18 protein-coding genes are annotated in these 17,879 nt (G+C 65.0%); 9 read left to right on the top strand and 9 right to left on the bottom strand.

Annotated elements, in window-relative coordinates; genetic code table 11:
• Positions 1 to 25: 25 nt before the first annotated feature.
• Positions 26 to 826 (top strand): M48 family metallopeptidase, encoded by an 801-nt coding sequence (locus tag RN346_RS03385; RefSeq protein WP_311960194.1) that lies wholly within the window; start codon positions 26 to 28, stop codon positions 824 to 826.
• 81 nt (positions 827 to 907) lie between these two features.
• On the opposite strand, the gene aroE is transcribed toward RN346_RS03385, so the two are convergent.
• The 6 genes from aroE to RN346_RS03355 all read right to left on the bottom strand — a co-directional run bounded on the left by aroE (position 908) and on the right by RN346_RS03355 (position 6,445).
• Complete coding sequence (aroE, locus tag RN346_RS03380; RefSeq protein ID WP_311962113.1) at positions 908 to 1,729, bottom strand: shikimate dehydrogenase; 822 nt, start codon at positions 1,727 to 1,729, stop codon at positions 908 to 910.
• The gene (hemF, locus tag RN346_RS03375) at positions 1,726 to 2,661 is read right to left on the bottom strand and encodes an oxygen-dependent coproporphyrinogen oxidase (protein ID WP_311962112.1); all 936 of its coding nucleotides are present in this window, start codon (positions 2,659 to 2,661) and stop codon (positions 1,726 to 1,728) included. Before hemF ends, aroE begins: the two co-directional genes overlap by 4 nt.
• Before the next feature lie 71 nt (positions 2,662 to 2,732).
• The gene (locus tag RN346_RS03370) at positions 2,733 to 3,575 is read right to left on the bottom strand and encodes an oxygenase MpaB family protein (protein WP_311962111.1); all 843 of its coding nucleotides are present in this window, start codon (positions 3,573 to 3,575) and stop codon (positions 2,733 to 2,735) included.
• A 1-nt stretch (position 3,576) separates the two neighbouring features.
• Positions 3,577 to 4,134 (bottom strand): L-threonylcarbamoyladenylate synthase, encoded by a 558-nt coding sequence (locus RN346_RS03365; RefSeq protein WP_263584982.1) that lies wholly within the window; start codon positions 4,132 to 4,134, stop codon positions 3,577 to 3,579.
• Between the two features lie 84 nt (positions 4,135 to 4,218).
• Positions 4,219 to 5,343, bottom strand: a complete 1,125-nt coding sequence (dprA, locus tag RN346_RS03360; protein WP_311962110.1) for a DNA-processing protein DprA — start codon at positions 5,341 to 5,343, stop codon at positions 4,219 to 4,221.
• Between the two features lie 58 nt (positions 5,344 to 5,401).
• Complete coding sequence (locus RN346_RS03355) at positions 5,402 to 6,445, bottom strand: LysM peptidoglycan-binding domain-containing protein (protein ID WP_263584984.1); 1,044 nt, start codon at positions 6,443 to 6,445, stop codon at positions 5,402 to 5,404.
• 218 nt (positions 6,446 to 6,663) lie between these two features.
• Between RN346_RS03355 and def the strand changes: the two genes are divergently transcribed.
• The 8 genes from def (at position 6,664) to RN346_RS03315 (ending at position 15,023) form a co-directional block, all read left to right on the top strand.
• Positions 6,664 to 7,176 (top strand): peptide deformylase, encoded by a 513-nt coding sequence (def, locus tag RN346_RS03350; RefSeq protein WP_263584985.1) that lies wholly within the window; start codon positions 6,664 to 6,666, stop codon positions 7,174 to 7,176.
• 84 nt (positions 7,177 to 7,260) lie between these two features.
• Positions 7,261 to 8,274, top strand: coding sequence for a methionyl-tRNA formyltransferase (fmt, locus tag RN346_RS03345; RefSeq protein ID WP_311962109.1), 1,014 nt, complete (start codon positions 7,261 to 7,263; stop codon positions 8,272 to 8,274).
• Entirely contained in the window at positions 8,271 to 9,602 is a 1,332-nt protein-coding gene (rsmB, locus tag RN346_RS03340; protein ID WP_311962108.1) for a 16S rRNA (cytosine(967)-C(5))-methyltransferase RsmB, read from the top strand. Before fmt ends, rsmB begins: the two co-directional genes overlap by 4 nt.
• A gap of 48 nt (positions 9,603 to 9,650) precedes the next feature.
• Positions 9,651 to 9,857: a dodecin gene (locus RN346_RS03335; RefSeq protein WP_252106752.1), complete on the top strand. Its 207-nt coding sequence runs from the start codon at positions 9,651 to 9,653 to the stop codon at positions 9,855 to 9,857.
• Positions 9,858 to 9,965: 108 nt separating this feature from the next.
• Positions 9,966 to 11,339: a Trk system potassium transporter TrkA gene (gene trkA / locus RN346_RS03330; RefSeq protein ID WP_263584988.1), complete on the top strand. Its 1,374-nt coding sequence runs from the start codon at positions 9,966 to 9,968 to the stop codon at positions 11,337 to 11,339.
• A 45-nt stretch (positions 11,340 to 11,384) separates the two neighbouring features.
• On the top strand, positions 11,385 to 12,833 hold the full coding sequence (locus tag RN346_RS03325; RefSeq protein WP_263584989.1) for a TrkH family potassium uptake protein: 1,449 nt from the start codon (positions 11,385 to 11,387) through the stop codon (positions 12,831 to 12,833).
• Positions 12,834 to 12,870: 37 nt separating this feature from the next.
• Positions 12,871 to 14,121, top strand: a complete 1,251-nt coding sequence (locus RN346_RS03320; protein ID WP_311962107.1) for a TraB/GumN family protein — start codon at positions 12,871 to 12,873, stop codon at positions 14,119 to 14,121.
• The gene (locus tag RN346_RS03315; protein ID WP_311962106.1) at positions 14,118 to 15,023 is read left to right on the top strand and encodes a DMT family transporter; all 906 of its coding nucleotides are present in this window, start codon (positions 14,118 to 14,120) and stop codon (positions 15,021 to 15,023) included. The genes RN346_RS03320 and RN346_RS03315 overlap by 4 nt, the downstream gene beginning before the upstream one ends.
• Positions 15,024 to 15,038: 15 nt before the next feature.
• On the opposite strand, the gene RN346_RS03310 is transcribed toward RN346_RS03315, so the two are convergent.
• The 3 genes from RN346_RS03310 to RN346_RS03300 all read right to left on the bottom strand — a co-directional run bounded on the left by RN346_RS03310 (position 15,039) and on the right by RN346_RS03300 (position 17,815).
• On the bottom strand, positions 15,039 to 15,785 hold the full coding sequence (locus RN346_RS03310; RefSeq protein ID WP_311962105.1) for a DTW domain-containing protein: 747 nt from the start codon (positions 15,783 to 15,785) through the stop codon (positions 15,039 to 15,041).
• A 150-nt stretch (positions 15,786 to 15,935) separates the two neighbouring features.
• Positions 15,936 to 16,994, bottom strand: coding sequence for an isopenicillin N synthase family oxygenase (locus RN346_RS03305; protein WP_263584993.1), 1,059 nt, complete (start codon positions 16,992 to 16,994; stop codon positions 15,936 to 15,938).
• A gap of 71 nt (positions 16,995 to 17,065) precedes the next feature.
• Positions 17,066 to 17,815, bottom strand: a complete 750-nt coding sequence (locus RN346_RS03300; protein WP_311962104.1) for an NAD-dependent deacylase — start codon at positions 17,813 to 17,815, stop codon at positions 17,066 to 17,068.
• Positions 17,816 to 17,879 lie beyond the last annotated feature (64 nt).

Raw genomic sequence — 17,879 nt, 5'->3', positions numbered from 1 at the left:
TGGCTTTTGCCGACAAGGAATTTTTATGCGCTGGCTTCGCCCTTTCGCCGTTACCGCGCTGTGCGCTTCGCTCGCCGCCTGTAGCACCTCGCCCACTGGCCGCTCGCAGCTATTGCTGTTATCGGATGCCGAGCTGAATCAGATGGGCCAGCAGGCGTTTTCCCAGTATCAGCAGGACGTGCCGATGGGTGATCAGGCGAGCCTGCGCTACGTGCAGTGCATCACCAATGCCATCGTCGACGTGCTGCCGGAGCGCCAGCGGAGCATGGACTGGCAGGTGCGCGTGTTCGAGTCCGAGCAGCCCAACGCCTTCGCCCTACCCGGCGGCTACATGGGGGTGAACACCGGCATGCTCGATATCGCTACCAGCCAGGACCAGCTCGCCTCGGTCGTGGGCCACGAAATCGGCCACGTGCTGGCCAACCACGCCAACGAGCGCGCCTCGACCGAAAGCGCGACCTCGCTGGGGCTGTCGGTGATCTCCAGCGCCGCGGGCCAGTCCGCTGGCGGCCAGCAACTCATGGGCGTGCTGGGCATGGGCGCGCAGTACGGCATCGCGCTGCCGTTTTCGCGGACTCACGAAAGCGAGGCGGACACCATCGGTCAGAACCTGATGGCCCAGGCCGGTTTCGACCCGCGGGAAGGCGTGACGCTGTGGGAGAACATGCAGGCGGCGTCCAGCGGCGGCGCGCCGCCCGTGTGGCTTTCGACCCACCCAAGCCAGGGCCAGCGTATCGAAGGGCTGCAGGCCACCATGGGCCAGGCCGTGTCGCTCTACGAGCAGGCCAGAAGCCAGGGGCGCACGCCGAACTGCCCGCGCCCCTGAGCGCGCAGGACTTTCTTCAAGTACCTTCCTTGAATCCCTTCGCCGGTCAGGCGCGTCCTACGCGCCTGACCGGGCAGGCGCTCACCCTTCAATCAGCGTTTTTCTTAAAAGCGCCTGCACCGGTGCTGTTTCCGGGCGCACGTTCTGCCAGATAAAAAACGCCTCTGCGGCCTGCTCGACCAACATGCCGAGCCCGTCGATGGTGCGCGCCCCGCGCATTTGTGCCCACTGTAAAAAGACCGTGGGGGCGGCGGCGTACATCATGTCATAGGCGACCGCATCGGGTTCGAACAGCGTTTCGGGCAGCGGGGGCAGTTCGCCGGCAAGGCTTGCGCTGGTGCCGTTGATGACCAGATCGAAGCACCCGGAGAGCGCCTCATAACCGCCGCCAGATACAGTGCCAAGATCGCGAAAGTCCGCGGCCAGCGCCTCGGCCCTGGCGCCGGTACGGTTGGCGATGACAAGCTTGCGCGGGGCTTCATTCAGCAGCGGCTCGAGCACGCCGCGCACCGCGCCGCCGGCCCCCAGAATCAGCACGCGTTTGCCCGCCAGGGGCACCTCACAGGCCTTCAAATCCCGCAGCAGGCCGATGCCGTCGGTATTATCACCAAAAACACGCCCGTTCTGGCCGAGGCTGAGCGTATTAACCGCGCCGGCGCGTCGGGCGCGCAGGCTTTGCGTATCGCAAAGTGCGAACGCCTGCTGCTTGAAGGGCACGGTGACGTTGGCGCCGCGCCCGCCGCTTTCGCAAAACGCACGCCAGGCCGCCTCGAAGCCATCAAGCGGGGCGAGCTCGGCAGTGTACGCCAGCGGTTTGCCGGTCTGCGCAGCGAAGGCCTGGTGAATCATCGGCGATTTGGAGTGCTTGACCGGGTTGCCCAGCACGCAGTAACGGCTGCTCATGCGCTCACTCCCGCCTTTTCGGCTTCGGCCAGCCAGTCGCGGGGCGTCAGGTAGTCGTCCAGGTGCGCCTCCGGGCTTCCCGGGCCCGGCGTGTAGCCGTACTCCCAGCGCGCCAGCGGCGGCATCGACATCAGAATGGACTCGGTGCGCCCGCCGCTTTGCAGACCAAACAGCGTGCCGCGGTCCCATACCAGGTTGAACTCGACGTAGCGTCCGCGCCGGTAGAGCTGGAACTCGCGCTCCTGCTCGCCCCAGGGCGTGTCGCGCCGGCGACGGGCGATCGGCAGGTAAGCTTCCAGGAAGCTGTCGCCCACGGCGCGCTGAAAGGCGAAGGCCGTCTCGAAATCCGGCTCGTTCAAATCATCGAAAAATAGCCCGCCCACGCCGCGGGTCTCGTCGCGATGCTTGAGGTAAAAATACTCGTCACACCACGCCTTGTAGCGCGGGTAGACGCCCTCACCGAAAGGCGCGCAGGCCGTTTGGGCCACCCGATGCCAGTGCACGACGTCCTCGAAAACCGGGTAGTACGGCGTCAGGTCGATCCCGCCGCCAAACCACCACACTGGCGCCTCGCCCTCCTTTTCGGCGATGAAAAAGCGCACGTTGCCATGACTGGTGGGCACGTGCGGATTCTCCGGATGCAGTACCCAGGAGACGCCCACGGCGTGAAAACTGCGCCCGGCAAGCTCCGGGCGCGAGGCGGTGGCCGAGGGCGGCAACGTCTCGCCGAAAACGTGGGAGTAGTTGACGCCGCCCTTTTCGAACAGCGCGCCGTTTTCGATCACCCGTGAGCGCCCCCCGCCGCCAGCTTCACGCTGCCAGCTCTCTTCTCTGAAGGTGCCGCGCCCGTCCGTGTCGGCCAGCGCCTCGCAGAGCCGGTCCTGCAGGTTCATCAGGTAGGTTTTAACGTCGTCCAGATGCTCGTGGGCCACAGTGTCTCCAAAGCCGTGCAGGGTAGACGTCAATGGTAAGGGGTAAAGCAGAAGCGGTGAAGGGGCGGCGCTCAGTCACGGCGCTGAAAGCGCACCAGCGCGCGGCGGTAGGCGCCGCTTCGCACCGCGCGACTGATCATCGGCATCGCGCTTTTGATGCCGGCGCGCACCAGCCGGCGCTGCACCCGGGGCATGTCGAGCGACAGCATTCGGGCGCCCCACTCGGGCAGAAGATCGATACCGGCGCGCATGAACAAGGCGCCTGCCGGGCCCAGAATCAGGTGGCGCGGCGGCGCGCTCAAAAGAACCCGCACCACGTCGCGGGTGCGCTCATCAAACACCAGCTCGCCTCGCTTGGCCTCTAAATACGCCGCCACCGCTTCGCGGCTATCCGGCACCTGGCGGGCGCCGAGCGCCTCGGCGATGCAGGCGGTTTCGAAAAAGTAGCGGTCCTGCTCCGCCGCGCCGAGCGACGGGTTTCGGTACACCAGGTGCGCGGCCATGAAGCGGCTCATCTCCGCGACGTGTACCCAGGTGAGCAGGTCCGGGTCGGCGGCGGCGTAGGCACGCCCGTCGGCGGCGTGACCGCGTACCTTCGCGTGGACCCGGCGTACCCGAGCGATCGCCTCTTCCGCCTGGGCGAAATCGGCGAAGCTGGTGGTGGCGATGAAGTCGCTGGTGCGCCGCAGGCGCCCGACCATGTCGTGGCGAAAGTTGGAGTGATCCCACACGCCGGCGAGCGCCAGCGGATGCAGCATTTGTAACAGCAGCGCGCTGATGCCGCCGCACATCATCGGCGTAAAGTCGCCGTGAATACGGCGCACGAGGCCATTTTCCGGGAACGGCCCGGGGTTTTCGTCGGCTCGCGCCGCGCCGAGCCTGGCCACCATGGCGTCGTGTAGGAAGTGGCTCATGTCAGGCGCGCAGCACCTCGTTGGTCACCAGATCGCGAATGGTGCTGGGCCGGGTCTGGCCACCGAGTTCGCCATCGAGCATGGCATCGAGCTCGTCGCCGAAAATGGCGCGTACCTCATCAGCGCTCATGGCCGGCGGCTCGGCGGCGCGGTTGGCGGAGGTCGACACCAGCGGCCCGCCGAAGGCCTCGCAAAGAGCCCTCATACCGGGGTGGTCGGTCACCCGTAGCGCCACGCTCTGATGGGCGCCGCGCACGAGGCCGTGGCTGCGCCCGTTATCCGGCACAAGCCAGGTGTGCGGGCCGGGCCAGCTCGCGGCGAGCGGCGCGTGCAGGGCCAGCGGCAGCGACTCGAGCCAGGGGCCGAACTGCTGGATGCTGGCGGCGACCAGAATCACGCCCTTGGCCGGGTCGCGCTCTTTCAGGCGCATCAGGTGCGCCAGCGCCTCATCGTTGTCCGGGTCGCAGCTCAGCCCCCATACCGCCTCGGTCGGGCAGGCGATTACGCCGCCCTGGCGCAGGGTCTGGACCACGCGTTGAAGATTGTCCATCGAAGTCATCACGGCCTCCTGTGAATGCGCGGCGCTGCCACGGATCGAATTGCCATCTTACCACGCTCGAGGGTTACCCCGGCTTGATCAACGCTACCCCAGGCGCACCCAGCCGCCCGCTTGCTGAGCCACGCGGCCCTCGAGTTCGAGCATGAGAAGCCTTTGCTGGCACTCGCCTACGCTCTGGTCGGTGTACTGCACCAACAAATCGATCGGCGTGGGAGTCGAGGAGAGCGCGGCGAGCAGCGTATCCGGCGTATCGAGCGTAAGCGGGTCACTCATCTGGACCGGGGCGGATGTGATGGGTTCCGCAAGGGCCTGCCCGGCCGCTGGCAGGTACGCGCCGGCCCAGTGGCCGAGCTCCTCGAGGATATCGTCGACGTGGCGGGTGAGAATAGCGCCGCTTTTCAGAAGCGACAGGCACCCGGCGGCCTGCACGTTATAAAGCGAGCCCGGCAGGGCGAACAGCTCACGGCCCTGCTCCACGGCAAGGCGCGCGCTCACGAGGCTGCCGCTTTTTTCCGTGGCCTCGATGACCAGCGTGCCAAGCGAAAGCCCGGTGACGATGCGATTACGCCGCGGAAAGTATGCCGGCCGCGCCCGGGTGCCCGGCGGGTGTTCGGAGAGCACCAGTGCCCGCGGCGTTTGGGTGAGCTTTCGATACAGCGCGCGGTGACTCGCCGGGTAGATGACATCCACCCCCGAGCCCAGCACCGCCACCGTGGCGCCGCCTTCATCGAGGGCGGCCTGCTGGGCCAGGCCGTCCACACCCAGCGCCATGCCGCTAACCACGCACCAGCCGCGACCGGCAAGCGCCCGGGCAAACTCCCGAGCGTTGCGCCCACCCTCTGCGGTCGGCTTGCGCGTACCCACCATGGCCAGGCGCGGCCCAATCAGCGCGTCGAGATCCCCCAGAGCCCACAGCACCGGCGGCGGGTCCGGCAGCTCGTCGAGAAGCGCAGGCCAGCGCGGGTGGCCTGGATACAGCACGTGGCGGTGGGGGCCGGCCTCGCACCAGCCGCGGCTGGCGTCGATCTGCGCCTGAAGCGGGCTTTTATTCGGATGGTCGAGCCAGAGCCTGAGTGCGCTTGCCGCCGGCGCCGGGAGTGCGGCGAGCCACCCCTGGGGCCAGTCGGGCGCCTGATCATAAAGCGTCTTGAGCCGGTGCGCACCCATGTTGGGCAGCGCGGCCAGGGCTAGCCACGCGTTGGCATCCATACCCGCCTCCTTTTTAGCTTAAGCTTTTCACCCCGGGCTGTTGGTCCCGATCGTTTCATCAAGGCCTGGGCGTGCGCACCTCATCGCCTATCGCCAGTACGTTGGAGGCCTGCATCACCAGAGCGTAGCTCATGCGGCTGTAGGGCTTGAAGACCATCAGGAGCCCGCCTTCGGTATTGGGCAGCTGGAACAGCTCCCCGGTGCGCGGGTCGTTGATGAGTTCGCCCTGCTGATCGACGCGCAGCACGTGCCCGGGCTGAAGGCCATCCTGGGTACCAAGGTCGATGGCGACGACCTGCAGCCGGCCGATGAAGCGCACCCCGCCGGGGGCGGCAATGATATGGCCGGCCACCTCGGCCTGAGGCGCGCGCGGTTGGAAATCCGCCTCGATTCTGTCATCGAGTGCGATCACGATGTCGTCGTTACGCACTTCCTGTCTGGCGCTGAGCGCCTCGACCCGGGCGATCTCGCCCTGCTGATCGATCAGGCGCGCCTCGCCGATAAAGACCAGCTCGCGGCCCAACACCTCGCCGCTGGCGGACAGATAGGGCTCGCCGGGACGATAAAAGCCAAGCGCAACGCCCGTGGGCAGCACACCGCGCACGTAGAGCGTGTCGCCGGCGCCGCTGATAAAGCGCTGATTCTCGCCACCGACCACGTAGCCAAGCTCCCCCAGCGCCCGGCCCGCCTCCAGAAAGCGATGCTGGCGCAAAAACACCTCGACCACGTCCATCGGCAGCGCCCACACCGCCTCGCGCGGCTCGATGGTGCGCACGCGCGGCGAAAGCTTCACCACCGGCTGGCCGGTTTCCAGCGCAAAGCAGGGAGCACCGGCGCAGTCGCGCAGAATCAGCGTGTCGCCGGGGTAGATCAAGTGCGGATTGCGAATCTGCGGATTGGCTTCCCAAAGCGACGGCCACTGCCAGGGGTTTTGCAAAAAGCGCGCGGCGATGCCCCAAAGCGTGTCGCCTTTGACCACTACGTAGCGCTCGGGGGCGTCGCTTCGAATACGCTCCCAGCCCTCGGCGGCGTTGGCGAACGCGGCGACACTCAGCAGCAGCGCGGCGAGGGCACCCAGGCGAAAGGTTTTGTGCACGACCATGGCGGATCCTAAAGCAGTGGCAGCGGCCAACGACACGCCCGCGTGCATGCCCAGAAGTACCGCCAGCGTGATATAGTGGCTTATAGTAAAGCACAGGGTCGCCCTCGCCCATTGCAACGCGAGCGCGACTTTTTGGCTCCTTTTTCAACCCTACCGCGTTTGAAGCGCCGGGACTCCCCGTTTCAAACCGCAGATTCAACAACGGTGATTGTAACGCCATGGCCAAACGTCCCATTCTCGAATTCCCCGATGAGCGCCTGAGAACCAAGGCGAAGCCGGTGGAGACCGTTGACGATGAAGTTCGAAGCCTGGTCGACGACATGCTGGAGACCATGTACGACGCCCGCGGCATCGGCCTTGCCGCCACCCAGATCGACGTTCACCGCCGCGTGGTGGTGATGGACGTCTCCGAGGCGGGCGACTCGCCGCTGGTCATGATCAACCCGCGCTATGAGCCGATCGGCGAAGAGAAGGAGCCGATGTCCGAAGGGTGCCTGTCGATTCCCGAGCACTACGCCGACGTGCCACGCTTTTTGAAAGTGAAGCTGAACGCTCTGGATCGTCACGGCGAGGCGTTCGAGCTCGAAGCGGACGGGCTGCTCGCCCACTGCATCCAGCACGAGTACGACCACCTGGAAGGCGTGCTCTTCGTCGATTATCTCTCCGCACTCAAACGCGACCGCATCCTGAAGAAAATGCAAAAGCGCCACAAGCTGATGCAGGACGCCTAGACGCCGTCAAAGCCGCCAGCAGGCGGCTTTTTCACGCCCGTTTATCCGGCCGCCCTCTCCACCGTCTTTCGAACAGGTAGATCCATGCCCTCACTGCGCGTCGTCTTTGCAGGCACTCCGGAGTTCGCCGAATCCCACCTCGCCGCTTTACTAAAAAGCGACCACCAGGTGGTGGGCGTTTACACTCAGCCCGACCGCCCGGCCGGGCGCGGGCGAAAGCTCACCCCGAGTCCGGTCAAACGCCTGGCGCTCGAACATGAGCTGCCCGTGTACCAGCCGCAAAGCCTGAAGGACCCCGCCGCCCAGGCCGAGCTGGCCGCACTCGATGCCGACATCATGGTGGTGGTCGCCTACGGACTCTTGCTACCGCAAGCGGTGCTCGACACGCCGCGGCTGGGCTGTATCAACGTTCACGCCTCGCTCTTGCCGCGCTGGCGCGGCGCCGCCCCGATTCAGCGGGCAATCGAAGCCGGCGACGCCGCCTCCGGCGTCACCATCATGCAGATGGACGCCGGCCTCGATACCGGCGACATGCTGCTCGAGCTCAAAACGCCGATCACCGAGCAAACCACCGGCGGCCTGCTTCACGACCGGCTGGCCGAGGATGGCGCCAAAGCGCTGATCGAGACCCTCGACGCCCTGGCGGGAGACGGGCTGACCGCCACGCCTCAGCCGGTCGAAGGAGTGACCTACGCCGCCAAGCTGAGCAAGGCCGAGGCCGAGCTCGACTTTCGCCAGGCTGCCTCTACGCTTGCGCAGAAGATTCGCGCCTTCAATCCCTGGCCGGTCGCCTGGTGCGCGCTTGGCGACGAGCGCCTGCGCCTTTATATGGCCCGCGCCGAAGCGCGCGCAAGCGAAAGCCCCTCTGTTCACGTCGAGGCGGATCGCGTCGCGCCGGGCACGCTGCTCGCCCACGGCGGTGATCACCTGCGCATTGCCTGCGGCGACGATGGGCGCGAGGTGCTGTGCGTCAGCCACGTTCAGCTTCCCGGCGGCAAGCTGCTGCCGGTCAGCGCGCTGCTCAACGCCCACCCCCCACGGCTTGCGCCCGGCAGCCGCCTGGGCTCACCCTTGATACAACAGGAAGAGAGTTCATGAGCGCCAAACGCCCCCAGGAAGGCAGCGGCCAGGAAGTGCGCGCTGCCGCCGCTCGCGCCCTCGCCCCGGTTCTCAGCGAGCAGGGCTCGCTTGCCGGGCTCGACGAGCACAGCGTCATTGCCCGCGACCGCGGCCTGCTCAAGGAGCTTTGCTATGGTAGCTGCCGGCGCCTGCCGCGGCTCGAGGCGATCGCCGGCAAACTCCTGAAACAGCCGTTCAAAAAGCGCGACCAGGACGTCAACGCGCTGTTATTGATCGGCATCTACCAGCTTTTATACATGCGTATTCCCGCCCACGCGGCGGTAGGAGAAACCGCGGGGGCGGCCAGGCTTTTGAAAAAGGAGTGGGCCACGCGGGTGTTGAACGGCTGCCTGCGCCGCCTGCAGCGCGAAAGCGAGACGCTCGTTGCCGAGGTCGACCGCGATGAGAGCGCAGCACTCGAGCACCCGGCCTGGCTTTTGAACGCGCTCAAGAGCGCCTGGCCCGAGCAGTGGCGCGACGTGGTCGCCGCCAACAACGAGCCGGGGCCGATGACGCTGCGGGTGAACCAGCGCTTCAACGACCGCGAAGCGTATCTGGCCAGGCTCATGGACCAGGGGCTCGAGGCGCATCTGTGCCTTCACGCGCCGGACGCCATCACGCTGGAAACGCCCTGTGACGTCTCGCAGCTCCCCGGCTTCGAGCAGGGCCATGTCAGCGTGCAGGACGAGGCGGCCCAGCTCAGCGCCGCGCTATTGGGCCCGGCGATCGCCCCGCGCCCCGGCGCCCAGGTGCTGGACGCCTGCGCCGCTCCCGGCGGCAAGACCGCCCACCTGCTCGAGCAGTTCGACATCGCGTTAACGGCGCTGGATAGCGACAACCAGCGCCTGGCGCGGGTCGACGATACGCTTGGCCGGCTCAACCTGAGCGCCAACCTGATTCATGCCGACGCCGCCGAGCGCGACTGGTGGAGCGGCACACTCTTCGATGCTATTTTACTCGATGCGCCGTGTTCGGGAACCGGCGTGATTCGCCGTCACCCGGACATCAAGAAGCTGCGCCGGCAAAGCGATATCGGCCAACTGGCCAGGCTTCAGGCAGCGATTCTGGACAATCTCTGGGGGCTTTTACGCCCGGGCGGCACGCTGTTGTACGCCACCTGCTCGGTGCTTCCTCAGGAGAACGCGAAACAGATCGACGCGTTCGTGGCGCGCACCCCGGACGCCCGCGTGACGACCCCGACAGACGTCGCCTGGGGCACGGCCAGCGGCCACGGTCGGCAGCTCTTTTCGCAACAAAACAGTCACGATGGCTTTTTTTATGCCAGGCTGGAAAAGCAACCGGCGTGACGCGAGCGTCGCGCCACGTCGCCAACTATCGACAAGGATGAGATGACCATGAGCGATCATGTTTACAAGCACGTAGAGATTACCGGTTCTTCGGAAAAAAGCATTGAAGACGCGGTGCAAAAAGCGCTGGCCAAGGCGTCCAAAAGCATCGACAACATGCGCTGGCTCGAAGTGGTCGACACACGCGCCCATCTTGAAAATGGCCAGGTCGCCCACTGGCAGGTGACCGCCAAGGTCGGCTTCACCCTCGAGTAATTCCCCACTGCTTTTCGACGGCGGCTGGTTTACACTGGCCGCCGTCTTTATTGCAGCGCCCTTCTTGTTTGACCATACCGCCGGCGCTTTCAACGGATTCGATTCACCATGAAAATCATCATTCTTGGCGCCGGCCAGGTCGGCGGTACGCTGGCCGAACACCTCGCGCGCGAAGAGAACGATATCACCGTGGTCGACACCAACACGGCCAAGCTCCGCGAGCTTCACACGCGTCTCGATATCCGCACCGTCACCGGCGCCGGCTCCTACCCCATCGTGCTGCGCCAGGCCGGCTGCGAGGACGCCGACATGCTGATCGCCGTCACCAACTCCGACGAAGTCAACATGATCGCCTGCCAGGTGGCGCATACGCTGTTTCGCACGCCGACCAAGATCGCCCGGGTGCGCGCTACGCCCTATCTGACCCGCAAGGGCCTGTTTGCCCACGAAGCGATTCCCATCGACGTGCTGATCAGCCCCGAGCAGGTAGTCACCGATCACGTACGCCGCTTGATCGAACACCCGGGGGCGCTGCAGGTGCTGGAATTCGCCGGTGGGCTCGTCCAGCTCGTGGCGGTCAAGGCGTTCTACGGCGGCCCGTTGGTGGGCCAGGACCTCGCCTTTCTGGGTCGCCACATGCCCAACGTCGACACCCGCGTAGCGGCCATCTACCGGCGTAACCGGCCGATCATCCCGCGCGGCGATACGGTGATCGAAGCCGACGACGAGGTGTTCTTTCTCGCCGCGCGGCGCGATATCCGCGCGGTGATGAGCGAGCTCCGCCGCGTCGAGCGCGGCTTTCGCCGGGTGGTGATCGCCGGGGGCGGCAATATCGGCGAGCGCCTGGCCGAGCATCTGGAGCACAGCCATCAGGTCAAGATCATCGAGCACAGTCTCGAGCGCTGCACCACGCTCTCCGAGCGGCTCGACCGTACCGTGGTGCTCCACGGCAGCGCCACCAGCAAGCGCCTGCTCGAGGAGGAGAACATCGAGGATTGCGATATCTTCTGCGCGCTGACCAACGACGATGAGGTCAACATCATGTCGTCGCTGCTGGCCAAGCGGCTGGGGGCCAAGAAGGTGCTCACGCTGATCAACAACGCCGCCTACGTGGATCTGGTGCAGGGCGGCGAGATCGATATCGCGATCTCACCGCAGCAGGCGACCATCGGTAGCCTCTTAACCCACGTGCGCCGGGGCGATATCGTCAACGTGCATTCGCTCAGACGCGGGGCTGCCGAAGCGATCGAGGCGATCGCCCACGGCGACAAGCAGTCGTCGAAAGTGGTGGGCCGGGCGGTGCGCGACATCGACCTGCCCGAGGGCACGACCATCGGGGCGATGGTGCGCGGCAAGGAGGTCATCATCGCCCACGGGGACGCCACGGTGGAAAGCGGCGATCACGTGATTCTGTTCGTGATCGACAAGCGCCGGATTCGCGACGTCGAGCGGCTATTCCAGGTCGGTTTGACGTTCTTTTAAGCGCCCCATGTCATTACAAACATTGGCCAGGAGCTGCGGGATTCCATGAGTTTGAGGGTCATTTTACGCATTCTAGGGCTGCTCTTGATGCTGTTCAGCCTCACCATGCTGCCCCCGATGCTGATATCGCTCTGGTTTCGCGACGGTGTCTGGTACGCCTTCGCCAGCGGCATCGCCATTACCGTGATCACCGGCCTACTGTTGTACCTGCCCAACCGGCGCGCGCGCAAGGAGCTGCGTATTCGCGACGGGTTCATCATCGCAGCGATGTTCTGGACGGTGCTGGCGTTTTTCGGCTCGATTCCGCTGATGCTCTTCGGTCCGAGTGCGCTGCACTTCACCGACGCGGTGTTCGAGTCGTTTTCCGGGCTCACCACCACGGGGGCGACGGTGATCACCGGCATCGATTTTCTACCGGAATCGATTCGCTACTATCGCCAGCAGCTGCAGTGGCTCGGCGGCATGGGGATCGTGGTGCTGGCGGTGGCGATCCTGCCGACGCTCGGCGTCGGCGGCATGGCACTTTACCGCACCGAAATCCCCGGGCCGCTCAAGGACTCCAAGCTCACCCCGCGCATCACCGAAACCGCCAAGGCGCTCTGGTACATCTACGCCACGCTGACCATGGCGTGCCTGGTGGCTTACATGCTGGCGGGCATGAGCTGGTTCGACGCGCTCGGCCACAGCTTTTCGACCGTGGCGATCGGCGGCTTCTCCACCCACGATGCCAGCATCGGCTACTTCAATAGCCCCGCCATCGAGCTGATCTGCGTGGTCTTCATGCTGGTCTCGGCGTTCAGCTTCAGCCTGCACTTCATCGCCTGGCGCGAAAAACGCCTGCTGCACTACTTCGAGGACCCGGAGGCGCGTTTTTTAATGCTGTTTCTGGTGGGGCTGGTGCTGATCGCCGCTTTCACGCTCTGGTTTACCGACACCTACGATACGCTGCACAGCCTGCGCCATGCGCTGTTCGAGGTGGTATCGGTGGCGACCACCGCGGGCTTCGCCGTGGCGGATTTCTCCGCCTGGCCGGGGGCGCTGCCGTTCATGCTGTTCGTGGCGGCCTTCATCGGCGGCTGCTCCGGCTCCACGGCCGGCGGTATGAAGGTGATCCGTATCATCCTGATTTTGAAACAGGGCATGCGCGAGGTCATGCGCCTGATCCACCCCAACGCGGTGATCGCGGTGAAGGTCGGTAAGGTCAGCGTGCCGGACAGCATCGCCCAGGCCGTGTGGGGCTTTTTCTCCGCCTACGTGATGCTGTTCTTTTTGATGCTGGTCGGCGTCATGGCCACCGGGGTGGATCAAATCACCGCCTGGTCCACCGTGGGCTCGGCGCTCAACAATCTGGGCCCGGCTCTAGGCGAGGCCAGCGAACACTACGGCGACATGCCCAACCTCGCCAAATGGATTCTGGTCGTGGCGATGCTGCTGGGCCGCCTGGAAATCTTTACCGTACTGGTTTTATTCACTCCCGCATTCTGGCGCCGCTAGCGCCGCCCGGGGGCCACCTTATGTTAGCGAGATACTCATGACGCACGACGCTCCCCCCCCGATGGGCCGCGAGTTCGAGACGCTGCCCGCGACCAGCGGCCCGCTGAAGGCCATCGAGATCGAAGGCACCCGCTATACGCTACTGGGCACCGCCCACGTGTCGGCCCAAAGCGCCGACGACGTGACGCGGCTTCTCGACAGCGGCGCCTTCGACGCCGTGGCGATCGAACTTTGCGACGCCCGCCACCACAGCATGACCAACCCGGACGCCATGGGCGAGCAGGACCTTTTTCAGGTCTTCAAGCAGGGCAAGGCGGGCATGGTGGCGGCAAGCCTGGCGCTGGGCGCGTTTCAGCAGCGCATCGCCGAGCAGTCCGGCATCCAGCCCGGCGCCGAGATGCGCGCCGCGGTTGAGGCCAGCCAAACCCACGCGCTGCCGCTTTTGATGATCGACCGCGACGTTGGCGTGACGCTCAAGCGGATCTATCGCAACGTGCCCTGGTGGCAGCGCATGTCGCTGTTCACCGGGCTGATCGGCAGCGTCATGTCGCGCCAGGACGTCTCGAAGGAGGAGATCGAGAAGCTCAAGGAGGGCGACATGCTGGAGGCGACCTTTAGCGAGTTCGCCAATGAGTCGGAGAACCTCTACACGCCGCTCATTCGCGAACGCGACCGCTACATGGCGCTACGCCTTGCCGAGCAAGCCCCACCCGGGCGCTACAAGAACGTGCTGGTAGTACTCGGCGCCGGGCACCTGAAAGGCACCGCCGAGCACCTGGAGGCGCCGCTGCCGGAGAACCCGACCACCGAGCGTGAGGCGCTCGAGCATACGCCGCCGCCGTCGAAGCTCTGGAAGGCACTGCCCTGGCTGATCACCGCGCTGGTCATTACGGGCTTCGCGATCGGCTTTTCGCGCAACACCGAGCTTGGCTGGCAGCTGGTGCTGGAGTGGTTCTTGATCAACGGTATTCTTTCCGGTGGGGCGACGATTCTGGCGCTGGCTCACCCGGTCACGATCATCTCCACCTTCTTCGCCGCCCCGCTGACCTCGCTCAACCCGACCATCGGCGCCGGGTTCGTGGCCGCCGGGGTCGAGCTTTACATGCGCAAGCCCAAGGTGCGCGACTTCTCCTCGCTCAGACACGATGTCACCGCGCTCAAGGGGTGGTGGAAAAACCGCGTCTCGCGCACGCTGCTGGTGTTCATTCTGGCCACCCTCGGCTCGGCGGTGGGTACCTGGGTGGCGGGCTTTAGAATCGCCGGGGCGCTGTTTGGAAGCGCGGCGTGAATAGAATCGAGCGTGCGCCCTGGCAGGCGGATGCCTTGCTGCTGCTGGTGACGCTCATGGCCGCCGGCGGCTGGATCTTTTCCAGAGAAGCGCTTGCCGGCATGCCGCCGCTTCTGTTCATCGGCAGCCGCTTTCTGCTTGCCGGACTGATCCTTCTGGGCTTTGCCTGGCCTTCGCTTTCGCGCCTGCCCGCCCGGCGGGTGCGGCGAAGCCTGTTCGTTGGGCTGCTGTTCAGCCTGGCGACCGGTTTCTGGATCATGGGGCTAAGCGTCTCCTCGCACCTGGGCGAAAGTGCCTTTATCACGAGCCTGGGGATTTTGATGGTGCCGGTGCTCGGCATACTGTTTGGCGACACGCCCCCGCGCACGACCTGGATCGCGCTGCCCGTGGCGCTGGCAGGCTTTGGGCTTTTGTCACTCAACGCAGGCTTTCGCGTCGAGCTTAGCCAGCTTTTGATGGTGTGCGCCGCACTCTGCTTTGCGCTTTTGATCAACGTCAACACGCGAGTGGTGCGCAACGTGGCGGCCCTTCCGCTGACCACGCTGCAGCTTCTGGCGGTAGGTGCGGTGCTGACGCTGGTTTCGCTAATCTTCGAGCGCCAGCCCATGGCGCTGAGTACGCCGGTGCTGGGCTGGTTTTTGGCAAGCGTGGTGCTGGCAAGCTCGCTTCGCTACTTCCTGCAGATCAAGGCCCAGGGCATGACGACGCCGAGCCACGCCTCGGTCATCCTGATGCTCGAAGCCGTGTGGACCGCGCTGATTGCCGCCTGGTGGTTCAATGAAACCATGACCCCGCTACAGCTTTCGGGCTGCGCGCTGATCTTTTTGGCGCTGCTGATCAACCGCTGGTACTGGGTACGCAAGGTGCTGCGCCGCTGGCTGCCGGCGCAAACAAGCGCTTGAAACCGGTTCAACCCTTTAAATATCCGCCCGTTTGGCCAATAGCCGCTCCATGGCGGGCGTCGGCTCGTCGATTTTGCGATAGAAACGGCTCGCCGCGTAGCTTTCGTTGAACACGTCGAAGTAGTCGTCGAGCACGTTTGCCGCTTCAATATCGCCGCCCTGGCGCAGAAGCTCGGTGGCCACTTCAGCGGTGCATAGATGCGCTTTCGAGGCGGGCTTTCTAAGGCGGTAGCGGGTTTCACGCTCGGTGCGAAGCGGCAGTATCGGCAGGCCATCGAGATAAGGGCTTTTACGAAACATGCGCCGCGCCTGACGCCAGGTACCGTCGAGAATCACGTACACCGGTATCCGGTCGCAGGCCTTTACCGCGTGCACCGCGTCCATTCCCACCACGCGGTCGGCGTAGTCCGGTTGGTCGTCGGGAAAGATCAGAAACGGCGCGTAGCGCGCATCCTTCAGTAGCGCTTCAAGCTTAGGGTCGAGCGCGGTGCGCGCCCAGGTGAAAACGCGGGTTTCATTTAGCACGTCCCCAATCAGCCGCCCGGTGTTGGTGGGTTTCAAGTGCTCGAGCGAGTGGGTCAAAAGCCACACCTGGGCGTAACTCTCCACACTCACCTTGTAGGGGCAGAGGCAGTTGAGTTTGGGCAGGTTGCACCCTTCACAGCGAATCACGAAGCTGCCGCGCGCCTTGAACTCGCGCCGTGGCGGGCGCGAATGCTCGGCAGACGAAGCCAATTCAGAGGGAGTATCAGAGGCAGACATCGGCGCACCCAAACGATCAAAGGGCGCAGAGTATAAAGCAGCGCCGCTCGCGTGACGAACCCGCGAGCACCAAGCGCAAGCGGGCTCGCCGTTTTCCCATGGGGTCAGCGCTGAACCGATGCCAGCACGCCGGGTGCGCTCTGGCCGAATTCACTCGGCCAGGGCTTCCACGCAGGAAGTATCACGCAGATGGGCGTAGCTTGCGGCGTAGCGGGCGAACTTGTGCGCGCCACTGGCGTAAGGGGCGTAGCGCGGCGGGACGCTTTCGCTCGTACAGCTTGGTAGTACCTCGACCATGGCCTCAAAATCGAGATCGAAGAAGAACGGCAGCGAGTAACGCTGTCGGCCGCTGGTGTTGACCACCCGGTGCAGCGTCGACACGTAGCGGTCATTGGTGAGGGTCTGCACCAGGTCGCCGATATTGACCACGAAAGCCCCGTCGATGGGCGGCGCGCTGATCCAGGTACCGTCGCAATGGCGAATCTGCAGACCACCTACGGCGTCCTGCGCGAGGATGGTCAAAAGCCCGTAGTCGGTGTGGGCGCCGATACCGATCTCCTCTTCACCGATCGCGCCGGCCTGGCTTGGGTAGTGCAGCAGTCGCTGAATCGCTATGGGCCGTTTCTGGCGCGGCGCGAAGTAATCCTCACAAAGCCCAAGACTCAGCGCGATGGCCCCCACCAGGCGATGGCCCAGCGTCAGCATCTCGGCGTAGTAGCGCTCGAACACCGCCTTGAACGCCTCGGGTTTGGCCGGCATCCGGTTGGGGCCACGAAACGGCGACACCTCGGCCTCATCGAGCCCCAGATCGAAGCACTCTTTCAAGTCGCGACTTTTGTTTGGGTCGACGTTTTCACCAAACAGTGGCGTGTAGCCGCGCAAGGAGAGCCCCGAGCCGACGATATTGAGCGCCTCCTTTTCCGCCAGGGGGCGCGCAAAGAAACCGGCCGCCATCGTAAACGCCTGCTCGACGAGCCCGGGGTCGATTCCGTGCCCGCGCACATAGAAAAATCCGGTGCGTTCACACGCCTGACCAATCGCGTTGGCGACGCTCATCGGGTCGCTCTGATCGAGCAACGGGCCCAGGTCGATGACGGGAATTTGTGCCGGCGCCAGTGTGCGCGTCGTCAGGGAAGGCGCCAGGGTAAAGCGCGCGCGCTCGGCGTTTTGATGATCCAACACCTCGAGGTCCGTGGTGTCATCGCTCATGTAGTGGTTCCTTGTTACCTTTAGCTGATCGCTGTCACAGCGGTGCTGCTTTATCGCGGCTTCCGGCCAACTCAGTCAAGCGCTAGACTTCGCTGCCGGCGCCAGCGCTCGACTAGCGCCGGCACCCCTTCCCCGGCGGTGGTGTTGATCGCCAGCACCCCCGGCGGGGTCAGCGCATCGGCGTCCGGGTCGATCAGCGCGCAGGGCGCATCGACACCGATATAAGACAACAGCGAGGCGGCGGGCATCACGGCAAGTGAGGTGCCCACGACCAGAAAGAAGTCTGCCTGGCTTGCAAGCTCACAGGCCTGCTCGAAAAGCGGTACCGACTCACCGAACCAGACCACGTCCGGGCGCAGCTGGCTGCCCTTGTCGCAAAGATCGCCCAGGGTCATATCGCCGGCCACCGGGTAGCGAAGGCTCGCGTCAACGCTGGAGCGCGCTTTCAAAATTTCGCCGTGAAGGTGCAGCACGTAGCGCGAGCCCGCCCGCTCGTGCAGATCGTCGATGTTCTGGGTGATGATCGAGACGTTAAAGCCGTCCTGCTCGAGCGTGGCCAGCGCCTTGTGTGCTGCGTTGGGCTGGGCGCGGCGAATCTGCGCTCGGCGCTGGTTGTAGAAGGCGAGCACGCGTTCGGGGTCGGCGCGAAAACCTTCCGGGGTCGCCACCTGCTCGACCGGGTGCTCCTCCCAGAGGCCATCGCTGGCGCGAAAGGTCTTGATACCGCTTTCGACGCTGATGCCGGAGCCAGTGAACACTACCAGGTGCGGCGGCGTGCCAGCGTTTGGGTGGCGCTCGCCCACGGGTTCGCCTGTCAACATGACGCTCTCCTTGTCAGATCACGTCCCGTTGTAGCCCGTGTCGCGCGCGGTGTAAAGCGCCTGG

Origin of the sequence: Halomonas sp. PAMB 3232, assembly GCF_031954225.1 — a bacterium.
Lineage (GTDB): Bacteria > Pseudomonadota > Gammaproteobacteria > Pseudomonadales > Halomonadaceae > Vreelandella.
Note: the sequence above shows the minus strand (reverse complement) of the source record. Positions and strands in the feature narration are given on the sequence as shown.

Coding starts and splice junctions, on each gene's coding strand:
- RN346_RS03310 (WP_311962105.1), bottom strand. CDS start 15,785: ATGTCTGCCTCTGATACTCCCTCTGAATTGGCTTCGTCTGCCGAGCAT.
- RN346_RS03320 (WP_311962107.1), top strand. CDS start 12,871: ATGACGCACGACGCTCCCCCCCCGATGGGCCGCGAGTTCGAGACGCTG.
- RN346_RS03325 (WP_263584989.1), top strand. CDS start 11,385: ATGAGTTTGAGGGTCATTTTACGCATTCTAGGGCTGCTCTTGATGCTG.
- RN346_RS03300 (WP_311962104.1), bottom strand. CDS start 17,815: ATGTTGACAGGCGAACCCGTGGGCGAGCGCCACCCAAACGCTGGCACG.
- fmt (WP_311962109.1), top strand. CDS start 7,261: ATGCCCTCACTGCGCGTCGTCTTTGCAGGCACTCCGGAGTTCGCCGAA.
- dprA (WP_311962110.1), bottom strand. CDS start 5,343: ATGGATGCCAACGCGTGGCTAGCCCTGGCCGCGCTGCCCAACATGGGT.
- RN346_RS03305 (WP_263584993.1), bottom strand. CDS start 16,994: ATGAGCGATGACACCACGGACCTCGAGGTGTTGGATCATCAAAACGCC.
- trkA (WP_263584988.1), top strand. CDS start 9,966: ATGAAAATCATCATTCTTGGCGCCGGCCAGGTCGGCGGTACGCTGGCC.
- RN346_RS03370 (WP_311962111.1), bottom strand. CDS start 3,575: ATGAGCCACTTCCTACACGACGCCATGGTGGCCAGGCTCGGCGCGGCG.
- aroE (WP_311962113.1), bottom strand. CDS start 1,729: ATGAGCAGCCGTTACTGCGTGCTGGGCAACCCGGTCAAGCACTCCAAA.
- RN346_RS03365 (WP_263584982.1), bottom strand. CDS start 4,134: ATGACTTCGATGGACAATCTTCAACGCGTGGTCCAGACCCTGCGCCAG.
- RN346_RS03385 (WP_311960194.1), top strand. CDS start 26: ATGCGCTGGCTTCGCCCTTTCGCCGTTACCGCGCTGTGCGCTTCGCTC.
- RN346_RS03335 (WP_252106752.1), top strand. CDS start 9,651: ATGAGCGATCATGTTTACAAGCACGTAGAGATTACCGGTTCTTCGGAA.
- def (WP_263584985.1), top strand. CDS start 6,664: ATGGCCAAACGTCCCATTCTCGAATTCCCCGATGAGCGCCTGAGAACC.
- RN346_RS03355 (WP_263584984.1), bottom strand. CDS start 6,445: ATGGTCGTGCACAAAACCTTTCGCCTGGGTGCCCTCGCCGCGCTGCTG.
- rsmB (WP_311962108.1), top strand. CDS start 8,271: ATGAGCGCCAAACGCCCCCAGGAAGGCAGCGGCCAGGAAGTGCGCGCT.